Raw genomic sequence first — 9,994 nt, forward strand, 5'->3', positions numbered from 1 at the left:
GAGTTCCGCGAGCGACAGGCCTTCAAGAGAATCAATCGGTGGTAGCGTCACGCAAAGGATGAATCACGACCGGGATCGGCTGAAAACCCCCTCCGCCCGGAAATCTGCCCCGGTTACGCCGTCATGCGGCGACTGGGGCGGGAAGTCTCGGACGAGGAGGTGGTGGCGCCGTCCGCGACGGACGTGCAGGCGGTCGCGGCCAACAGCTTCGAGCCGAAAGGGCTCGAGGTCTTCAGCCGGCAGGCCGCCGCCTATCGCTGCCGCATCTGGGTCAACAACCAGGTTGCCGGCAGCGGCGTGCTGGTGTCCTACCGCCTTGTGCTGACCGCCTGGCACGTCGTCAACCGGAAGACGCCGTGGGACGCGGCGCAGCCGCCGCGCATCGAGATCCTGACCAGCGACCGCCGCCGGCTCGCGGCGAGGCTCGCCGGTCCGTTCTCCGACTGCCATCCGGACGAGTGGGACGATGGCGACATCCCTGACGCCGATCTCGCGGGGCATCACGATTTCGTCCTGCTGCGGCTGTTCGAGCCGGTCGGCTATTCGCTGGGCTATCTCGACATTCCCGCGGCCGCCGCAGTGTGGGCCGGCGTGATCGCCTGCGTGCTTATCCACTATCCGGACGGCGCCGACCAGGGCCTGACCTTCGGCCAGATCGCCTATGGCGGCCCAAGCGCGCGCTACGAGCATGTCGTTCCGACCCGGCCGGGCTCCTCCGGAGGCGCGACATTCTCCAACGCGCTGGAATTCATCGGCCTGCACCAGGGGGTGATCGGCAACCGCCGCCGGCTGGTGCCCGCCGCGCCCTACGCTAATGACGACGCCTTCCGGGCGTGCCTGCGCGCCGACGGCAGGCCAACCTATCTGTGGTCGCTCACGCGGTCGCTGAACGCCCATCTCATCATCGGCCGCCGGACCTTCTTCGACGGGCTCGACGCCATCGTCGGCGACAGCCGCATGGTGCGCGGTATCTGGGTGAGGCGGGTCGACCCGCGCAGGGAGGAGGCCGGCCTCTCCTTTTCCTTCCGGATGCTCGAAAACTTCCTCGCCTTGCGCGCACCGGAGGCGCGGGCCGTGCGGATCGACATCCCCACGGACGGGTCCGACCTGTTCGATTTGATCGCCGGCGTGCTGGACGACGCCGAACCGGGTCCGGCGAGACCCGGCGTGCGTAGGGACGAGACGACCTTCGTCGCCCATGAGCGCGACCGGGCCGACCTGCTGGTCGGCGCCCTCGACCGGCGTGCCGCGCCGCTCTGGCTCCATCTCGAAGGCCCCTCCCAGGAGCCCGGCCGCGAAATGCAGCTTCAGCTCGAGCAGCTGGTGTCGCGGCTCGCGAGCGCGCGCAACATCCGCACCGTGCTGACGCGGCTCGAAAAATGTCACATGCCGGTGCCGGCCTATCAGTCGCTCGCCGACGCTGCGCAGCGAGCGAGGCCCGGCCTGCTGCTCGACTATGTCGGCGGTTTCTCGCGCGACGATGTCCGCGACCTGGTGCGCGTGATAGACTCCGACCTCGGGCTGGACCTCAACGACGGGACGGTCGAGGACTTCGTGGACAAGGCTCTCGACGAGGCGGAGGAGGAATTAGGCCGCTACGGCTCCGCCCAGCTTGCCGAGGTCTCGGAAAGACTGAAATCCATTCTCCTGCCCTGGGTGCCGACATGATGATGGGCGACGAACTCAAGGTGCCGCTGGAAATCGCCAGGCGCTTCGCCGCGCTCTCGTCGTCGTTCGACCCGCTCGACGCAGTCCGGGCGGCGCTCGGCGCCGCCGGCTACGAGCCGGTCGACGCGGCCACCATCCTCGCCAAGCTGCGCGCCGACTGCACGATCGACCTCGATGATTCCAGCCGCTGGGTCATGCGCCCGTCGCCGCGCGAGAAGACGCTGCTGGCGACCGAACCCGGCTCCGCGCTCGCCGGCATCGGCAACCTGCTGCCCGACGACGAGGCGTCGCGCCTCATTCGGGGCGCCTATCTGGGGACCGGGCCGGCGACGACCGAAATCATCGACAGCCTCATCGCGCAGCCCTCCGACAATGTCGTCCAGCTCGAAGCCCTCACCGGCACGCTGAGCCAGCTCGGCCGCGCCGCCAGGTTCCACGACCGCTTTTCGACGCTGCGCAGCGCGCTCAACCATGCCGAGACCATCCGCCGCGCAGGCGACCAGCTGGCGGGAGGCTTCTACGGTCATGACGAGCTGCGCGAGCAGCTTGCCGACTGGATCGACAATCCGCCGCCCGAGCAACGCGCGCGCGCGTTCTACATCGACGGGCTGCCCGGCGTCGGGAAGTCGTTCCTGCTCGCCAAGACGATCCAGGAAGCCCGCGCCCGCAGCAACCCGATCGTCCTGACGTTCGATTTCGACCGCCGTGGCCTCAGCCTCATCGAGGGAGACAGCCTGACGATGGAACTGGCCCGGCAGCTCTCCGACGAGGTGCCGCAGCATGCCGCCAGGCTTGTAGAGCTGCGCGGCCTGCTGGCGCAGGAGGCGTCGAACCGCTACCGCCGCAGCGGCTCGGACGAACTGCCCTTCGCCTTCGCCGAGGCGATGCGCGCCGCGCTGGAGAAGAGCGGCCGCAGCGTGCTGCTCGTCCTCGACACGCTTGAAGTGCTGCGCGGCTACGGCGACAGCCATCCGGTCAGGCTCTTCTCCTATCTCGACCAGCTTGTGCGCAGCGGGATCGGCCCGCTCGCGATCGTCGCCGCCGGGCGCGGCAACTCGCTCGAGCCGCTCGAACCGTTCCAGGTCGCGCGCCGATGGTCGCTCACGGGTCTGGAGCCCGACATGGCGCGGCGCCTGCTGAAAGACCTCGGGACCCCCGCTGCGGCCGTTGCGGACATCGTGGCGCGCGCCAAAGGCAATCCGCTGCTGCTCAGGCTCGCCGCCAGGATCGCCATGGAGGGCTCTCCGGGCCCCGACTGGGCGGCCGGCGACCGTCCGGAACTCGCCGCCGCCTATCTCTACCGCGCGATCCTGTCGCGCATCGAGGATCCGCTGCTGCGCGATATCGCCAAGATCGGCCTCGTGCTGCCGCTGGTCGATGCCGCGGCAATCCGGCAGGTGCTCGCTCCCGCCATCGATAAGGCCGTCGACGAGGTGGAGGCCGGACTGCTGCTCGAACGGCTGCGCACCAACCATTGGCTGGTCGTGGACGACACGGCGACCGGCTGGGTGCGGCACCGCTCCGACATCAGGCCGATCATGCTGCCGCTGATCTACGAGGAGGAGCCGCATCGCGCCGCGGCGGTCAACCGGCTGGCCGCTGCCTTCTTCGATCAATCGGCACCCGACATCGCGCTGTATCATCGCCTCCAGCTGATGCGCGACGGTGACCCGGTTCCCAAAATTGCAGCGACCGCCGCGCAGTCCTTCACCGATCAGATGATCGCCGAACTGCCCGACCCGGCCGCCGACGCGCTACGGCTTGCCAGAGGCGAGCGTTCGCGCTCGGGCCTAGGCCGCGCAAACGCAGCCTCCGACACGGGCCAGGCGGATCCCGCTGCACATTCCGGCGCGCCGTCATCCACCCTTGTTCGCGACCTGGGACTGCTGCTCGAAAAGGGCGACATGGCTGAAGCCGAATCCCTGTACCGTACGTCGTTCGAAAACATCGACGAACTCGAAACGGCGGCCGGAGCGCTCGCACTTTGCCATCGCTGGCTTAGCGGCCGCTGGTCGCTGGCGCAGCGCCAGTTTGCGGCGCTGAAAGCACGAGGCTTCGAAGCCGGCGAGACCGACGGGCCGCTCTACCGTCTCGTCATCCTCGAAATGCGCGCCGAGTTCGCCTTCGACAAGCTGGTGGAGCAGATATCCATTGATGACGCCTTCTGCCGCAGCGCGCAGCTGACCTATCGCGATTCCCCCCAGCGCCGGCTGAACGACGGCCCGCTCGCCTTCGCGCTCCTGGCCGATTACCGGCCCCATACGATCTCCGGCGGCTGGCGCGACGCCATAGGCGCGGCCGCGACCGGAATGGACGACGACAGCCTTGCCGGCCACGCCTTCCGCGACGCGCAGTCGGTGCGCGAGCGCTACGGCCTAGAAAGCGACCCCGATACACCGGGACATGAGACGGTGGCCGTCCTGAACCCCTATTCGCGACCTATCGGCAACCTGTTTACGCTGGCCCGCAGTCCTCGGCTGCACGATTATCTCAACGGGGTGATGACCAATTTCGACGCCATGACCGAATTTCCGTTCCGCTTGCGCGAAGGGCAGGCAACGGGTGCGCGTTTGCTCAGCGGACCCTCGCAGGGCATCGATTACCTCGCCGCCGCTGGCGCGACCGCCGATTGGCTCGGCGCCTTCACTTTCTTCTTCACGCCCCCCCACATGCCGCAGCTGGCGCGCCGTGCCGAGCGGTGGCGGCGGGCGGCGGCCGGATCGTGGGAATTCGGCGACCGGCGGCCCGAAGGCTGGACTGACCCTGCGGGCGGTATCGATCACGGCACCCGCGACTGGCTGTCTGCCGCGCTCGGCCATGCCAATTCGGTCGAGGAGGCGGCGCGGCAGATTGGCTTCTGGGCGTCGTCCGGTCGCTGGCCCGCCTCCGGCCGCGACGGCTACGATCTCGGCACACGCGCCCGGCAGCGCCTCGACCGGGCGGTCTGCCGCGGCATCGAGGCCGTCAGGCGCCGCGGCGACGAGTCCGTGGAAACGGCCTGCGTGCGTGAACTGCTGGCGCTGGGCCTGTCCCGCAGCATCGCCGTGCCGGTCGCTGTCTTGGTGCTTCGTGGCGGCGGTCGGCCATCGTCGCGGGGACCGGCGATGCGCGCGCTCGCAGCCGCCGCCGGCGAAGCGTTTGAGCATCTGATGTCGGAGGGACAGGATCATGTCTGAGGACTATGCTGAGAACGTTAGGCGGCTGGGCCAGTTCGGCCAGTCCGAACGCGAGGCCGCCGCGCGGGCACTGGAGGAGGGGCACCCGCTGCTCGAGGAAGCGCGCCTGCAGCGGGCGGTGTCGTCCGAAGCGCTAGACGCCGGCCCGGCGCAGCTCGAAAACCTGGGCAGCGGCAGCGCGATGCTGGAGGCGATTGTCCGCATCGTCAACCGGCCTCCGATGAGCGTCGTCAACGGCGCAGTGAAGCTGGTGGACCTGCCTAGGGATGTCTTCCCGGCCGATTTCGATGTGAAGGTGAAAAGGATCGAGCCCATGCTGGGCTCGGTGGGACGCATCGAGTTCGTGAACCACGACATGGACTGGGGCGGCACCGGCTGGGTCATTGATCGAGACGGCGATTCCGGGTTCCTGGTCGTCACCAACCGCCACGTCGCCCAGCATATCGCTCGGCGGACCCACAGCGGCGGCGGCGCCTTTCTGTTCGCGCCGGGCGGCGCCGGCCGCTATGGTGCCGGGATCGACTTCAACGAGGAAGTCGACGCTCCCGCCGATCTCGCCCGGCTCGCTCCGCTGCTCGGCTTCACCTACATCGCCGATGACACTGCCGCCGATGTCGCCATCGCCCGTATCGCCGCGCCTGAGACCTTCAGCATCGACCGGCTGCCGCTGGCCGAGACTGACGGGAGGAACGACGAGCTCATCGCCGTCGTGGGGTACCCTGCCCGCGACAGCCGCAACGACGCCACCCATATGGAGCGTTACTTTCAAGGCCTCTACGACGTTAAGCGCTTCTCCCCCGGCTTCCTGAAGGTCTCCTCGGCCGCCACCCGGCTGAGCCACGACGCGACGACGCTGGGCGGCAATTCGGGCAGCCCGGTCATCAGCCTGGAGCGTGGCGAGGTCGTCGGCCTGCATTTCGCCGGGCTCTATGCCGTCGGCAACAGCGCCGTGCGGGTCAGCACCCTGCGCCGTATCCTCGACGGCGAGAGGACCGTCGTTCCGAGTGCCGGCATTCCGCAAGAAGACGCCGAGGCGAGGGACGGCGAGAGTGGCGCCTTCGATTTCGCCGGCAGAGACGGATACGATCCGCGCTTCCTCGAAGCCTTCGAGGTTCCTCTGCCGAATGCGGGCGGGGTCGCCGGGGTGACGCTCGCCCGCCCGAGCGACGCCTCCGACGAGCGCCCCCACGAGTTGCGGTACACCCATTTCGGCATCCTTTACTGCGCGCGCAACCGCAGCCCGGTGGTGGCGGCGGCCAATCTGGACGGCGAAAGGGCCGTGCGGTTCAAGCGCACCGCAGACAGGTGGTACTACGATCTGCGCATCGACAGGGCGCTGCAGGTCGGCAGCGAGATCTATTCGCAGGCCGGCGTCGACCGCGGCCACATGGTCCGGCGCGAGGACCCGAACTGGGGCGATGCCGACACCGTCAGGCTCGCCAATTTCGACACCTTCCACTTCACCAACTGCTCGCCCCAGCACGGCAGGTTCAACCGCAACCTAACAACTTGGCGCGGCCTCGAGGACTACATCCTCGACAATTCGCGCACTCACGGCTTCAGGGCCTGCGTTTTCACCGGCCCGATCCTCGGCGACGGCGTGGACGCGGTGGAGGAACTCGGCCTCGTGCTGCCGAGGGAATACTGGAAACTCGTCGTCATGCCGGCCCGCGCGGACGGCGGCGGGCTCGTCCCGCACGCCACAGCATATTTGCTGAGCCAGGGGGAACTGATCCAGAAGCTGCTGCAGGACAGAGGGTTCACTGAGGCAGTGGAAGGCTTCGTCTTCGGCGCCTATCGAACCTTCCAAATTCCGATCGCCCTGCTGGAAAAGGAAACCGGGTTCGATTTCGGCGCCCTACGCGACCACGACGCATTCGTCGCGGGTACCGAGGGCACCGAGGCCGTCAGGCCCTATGCTGCTATCGACGATCTCGGGGACGTGATCCTGTAGGCCATGTGACGGCAACCTTCATTTGCCGATGATGCGGCACTATTGCTGGTACAATATTAGCGGCGGGCGGTCGGCGAGATCGTCGCGTCCTTGTTCATAGCTTTCCAGCAATGCGCGCGATTCCGGCGTTTCGCTAATCGCGTGATTGATCAACAGCAAGCGGTATTCGAGATTCGGATGGGATTGGCCGTGGTCCCAGAATATCCTGGGATCGCCCAACGAGCGGCAACCGAAACAGTCGAGAGTCGCCTCGCTGGATACAATGAACGAGAGGCTGCTCAGGAACATAATCGCATCCGTGATACCGAAATAAAGGTCATAGTCCTGGATCGGAGGAGTTCCGGTTCCCATCCGGTCGAATTCCCGCTTCAGGATGGTGGCGACAAAGGAGTCCGCCTGCCGCTCGCGCTCCTTTGAGTCGGTCGCAACGTTGCTGGGCACTGCATCGCTCGTGTCAGGCAGAAACGCGCCGTAATGCTCGTTGGCGACATGCCCCAGCTCATGCAGGAGCAGGAAGACCAGCATCGGGATTTGCTTGTCCTGCATGAGAACATTGTCTTCAGCGAGAGCCGCGAAATTGCGATCGAAATGCACGCCACTGACGACAATGGATCGGCAGCCGGCGGGCACTTCCGCGACAACCGGCCTGTCCGGGTCTGGCCTTATGTGATGGACAGGCACCCCATTCCGGTCTGCGTCTGAGCCGGCAGGGTTGGCGAAATACAGTTCCAGCGCCGAGTCCCGCACGGCAGCATTGGTGATCTTGATCGCGCGCTCGATCCGACTGTTCATCGTATCGGCATTGCGAGATGCGAATTCGCAGGGGTTGGCGCTCAATGTCCCAGCGAGGAAAATCAGCGCCAGTCGGGCGAACGGAAAGAGGCGCCTGGCCATCTCATGTCCCGCACCGGCTTGCGGATCGAAGCAGGTTGTCGAGATACTGACGTGCTGCCTGAGCATCGGTTTCGTCGCGGACAGCAGCAAGGGTTTTCGCTGCTTCCTGCTCGATACCCTCCACGCAGGCAAACCGGCTGTCGGCCACGCCATTCATATAGCCGGCACCAGAGGTCGAGACGGCGGATGCCGCCCCCAGCAAGCCGATGGCGAGCGTCAGGAGGGTGCTGGTTCGCTGGCCCCATTGGATGGCTTTTTGTAAACCAGCCAGGATGGTCGTTCCAGCTCCACACAGAACGACCAGCATCAAGAGCCATTGTGCCCAGGATTTCGTCTCTATGGCCGTCTGATTGACGGTTGTAGCGATCCTGTTGGCTTCGCTGATGGCGTTGTTGATTTCATCCGGCGGCAGCGGAAACCTGCCGTCGAAACCCGAACCGATGCGCGCGAAGTCGCCGATGATGCGAAGCGCATCTGGGGTTAGGGAAAACACGACATAGAGGCCGATCAACAGAACGGCTATACCAGTGACGATCAATGCCTGCCCCATAATGCCCCAGCTCATTCGTTAGGAAATCAACTATCTCAGCCTACCATAGTCCGAGATGCAATACTGTGTCAGCAATGCGAAGTCAGGCGTGTCAACGCAACGTTCCGGCCGTTGAGTTCGATCACGTTCGTAGAACTCCCGGGTTCGGCAAGCTTCGTCCTTTCCTGGTTCCTGTCTGCGGTAGTCCGGGCGACCAAGCGCGCACACCACTGGGAGCGCCCATGGACAGCTACTGCCCTGTTTGGCACACGGCCCAATCTGATTGGAATGCGTGACCGCATTTTAAGCCACAAGCGATAACACCCGTCTTTTCGAGGGGGTTACAATGTTAGTGGAAGCAATCGAAACAGGTAAAACCGCGTTCCTGCAGTACTGCAGAACCGGGCGAAATCTCAGCGAAAATACCCTTCGCGCCTATGATCAGGACCTGATCTGCTTTATTCGCTTTCTGGCGATCGGAGGCGACGCCAATGAGCTCAATGGAGCGACTGTCCTTGCCTATCTCGAATATTTGCGCCGGATCCGACAGAATCGTGAGACGACCACCCGGCGAAGAATGGTCACGCTGCGATCCCTCAGCGCTTGGCTAAAAAAGAACGGCGCCGTTATCGCCGATCCCTTCGATGATCTCGAGCTAGACCTGAAACTACCCAGACGTCTGCCGCGACCCGTCGATCGTATTGATGTCCGGACCTTGCTCTCACACCAGGCCACGTCTGTTGCTCGGCGTGGCCCTTGGACCCGATCGAGCGAAGTTGGGAAGGCCGCCGGTTCAAGAATCACCCGGCTTGCGATCAAACTCATGGTCGCAACAGGGGTCCGGGTCGGAGTGTCAATCGGCGCGCAAAACTGACCCCGGATCGGCGTCCAATATTGCCCCCCTCTTAGTGCGCGACGGTGAGCGCCCGACCGGGTGGAGCTGGTCAGGGTTGCGTAGCCCGGTCGGGCGCGTCGGTGAGGCTGTCCGGCTTTAGCTTTGAGAGCGGTTCTTGAAGCGCCAGGATTCGTTGCCGGTCTCGATGATCTCGCAGTGGTGGGTGAGCCGGTCGAGCAGAGCGGTGGTCATCTNTGTCGGATGTCAATCGGCGCGCAAAGTTGACCCCGGATCGGCGTCCAATATTGACCCCCTCGTAGTGCGCGACGGGGAGCGCCCGACCGGGTGGAGCTGGTCAGGGTTGCGTAGCCCGGTCGGGCGCGTCGGTGAGGCTTTCCGGCTTTAGCTTTGAGAGCGGTTCTTGAAGCGCCAGGATTCGTTGCCGGTCTCGATGATCTCGCAGTGGTGGGTGAGCCGGTCGAGCAGAGCGGTGGTCATCTTGGCGTCGCCGAAGACGGCTGGCCATTCCCCGAAGGCGAGGTTGGTGGTGACGATGATCGAGGTCCGCTCGTAGAGCCGGCTGATCAGGTGGAAGAGGAGCTGGCCGCCGGCTTGGGCGAAGGGGAGATAGCCCAGTTCGTCGAGCACGACGAAGTCGAGCCGGGTGAGGTAGTCGGCGATGCGTCCCTGCTTGCCGGAGCGGTGCTCGGTCTCGAGCCGGTTGACCAGATCGACGACGTTGAAGAAGCGGCCGCGGGCGCCACTGCGTATGAGGGCGCGGGCGATCGCGATGGCCAGATGCGACTTGCCCGTGCCCGTTGATCCAGTCACATACTGCCCAGTATCAGGGTGAGGCAACGATCTACTATCGGTTTCACCCGCGCTATGGCGAGCGCTTTCAGATTGTTCGGTGCCATCGGTTCCGTGGCGCCAGGATG

Annotated in this window: 6 protein-coding genes and 2 pseudogenes; 4 read left to right on the forward strand and 4 right to left on the reverse strand. The window is 65.5% G+C overall.

Annotation, left to right across the window (positions count from 1 at the left end; genetic code table 11):
* Positions 1 to 123 precede the first annotated feature (123 nt).
* From N1F91_RS30365 to N1F91_RS30375, 3 genes are read left to right on the forward strand one after another with little or no spacing between them, the layout of a single operon-like run.
* Entirely contained in the window at positions 124 to 1,668 is a 1,545-nt protein-coding gene (locus N1F91_RS30365; protein WP_289997645.1) for a serine protease, read from the forward strand.
* Positions 1,665 to 4,844 carry an ATP-binding protein gene (locus N1F91_RS30370; protein ID WP_289997646.1) on the forward strand — a complete coding sequence of 1,060 codons (3,180 nt, stop codon included), beginning with the start codon at positions 1,665 to 1,667 and terminating at the stop codon, positions 4,842 to 4,844. Before N1F91_RS30365 ends, N1F91_RS30370 begins: the two co-directional genes overlap by 4 nt.
* Positions 4,837 to 6,798 carry a DNA/RNA non-specific endonuclease gene (locus N1F91_RS30375; RefSeq protein ID WP_289997648.1) on the forward strand — a complete coding sequence of 654 codons (1,962 nt, stop codon included), beginning with the start codon at positions 4,837 to 4,839 and terminating at the stop codon, positions 6,796 to 6,798. Before N1F91_RS30370 ends, N1F91_RS30375 begins: the two co-directional genes overlap by 8 nt.
* A 39-nt stretch (positions 6,799 to 6,837) precedes the next feature.
* Here the strand turns inward: N1F91_RS30375 and N1F91_RS30380 are convergent, their stop codons facing one another.
* Positions 6,838 to 7,692, reverse strand: a complete 855-nt coding sequence (locus tag N1F91_RS30380; RefSeq protein WP_289997649.1) for a hypothetical protein — start codon at positions 7,690 to 7,692, stop codon at positions 6,838 to 6,840.
* A gap of 1 nt (position 7,693) precedes the next feature.
* A complete protein-coding gene (locus N1F91_RS30385) occupies positions 7,694 to 8,257 on the reverse strand; it encodes a hypothetical protein (RefSeq protein WP_289997651.1) in 564 nt (187 codons plus the stop codon).
* A gap of 310 nt (positions 8,258 to 8,567) precedes the next feature.
* Here N1F91_RS30385 and N1F91_RS30390 point away from each other — a divergent pair, with 310 nt between their 5' ends.
* On the forward strand, positions 8,568 to 9,095 hold the full coding sequence (locus N1F91_RS30390; RefSeq protein WP_289997652.1) for a site-specific integrase: 528 nt from the start codon (positions 8,568 to 8,570) through the stop codon (positions 9,093 to 9,095).
* A 117-nt stretch (positions 9,096 to 9,212) separates the two neighbouring features.
* On the opposite strand, the pseudogene N1F91_RS30395 reads toward N1F91_RS30390, so the two are convergent.
* Both N1F91_RS30395 and N1F91_RS30400 read right to left on the reverse strand, forming a co-directional pair.
* A pseudogene (locus tag N1F91_RS30395) lies at positions 9,213 to 9,308 on the reverse strand (ATP-binding protein); the annotation flags it as partial.
* Between the two features lie 150 nt (positions 9,309 to 9,458).
* Positions 9,459 to 9,875 (reverse strand): annotated as a pseudogene (locus tag N1F91_RS30400) (ATP-binding protein); the annotation flags it as partial.
* Positions 9,876 to 9,994 lie beyond the last annotated feature (119 nt).

This window comes from Aquibium sp. ELW1220, from assembly GCF_030398385.1.
Taxonomy (GTDB): domain Bacteria; phylum Pseudomonadota; class Alphaproteobacteria; order Rhizobiales; family Rhizobiaceae; genus Aquibium.

Bases quoted from the DNA above. Each gene is read 5' to 3' on its own strand.
- N1F91_RS30380 (WP_289997649.1), bottom strand. From the start codon at position 7,692: ATGGCCAGGCGCCTCTTTCCGTTCGCCCGACTGGCGCTGATTTTCCTC.
- N1F91_RS30365 (WP_289997645.1), top strand. From the start codon at position 124: ATGCGGCGACTGGGGCGGGAAGTCTCGGACGAGGAGGTGGTGGCGCCG.
- N1F91_RS30385 (WP_289997651.1), bottom strand. From the start codon at position 8,257: ATGAGCTGGGGCATTATGGGGCAGGCATTGATCGTCACTGGTATAGCC.
- N1F91_RS30390 (WP_289997652.1), top strand. From the start codon at position 8,568: ATGTTAGTGGAAGCAATCGAAACAGGTAAAACCGCGTTCCTGCAGTAC.
- N1F91_RS30370 (WP_289997646.1), top strand. From the start codon at position 1,665: ATGATGATGGGCGACGAACTCAAGGTGCCGCTGGAAATCGCCAGGCGC.
- N1F91_RS30375 (WP_289997648.1), top strand. From the start codon at position 4,837: ATGTCTGAGGACTATGCTGAGAACGTTAGGCGGCTGGGCCAGTTCGGC.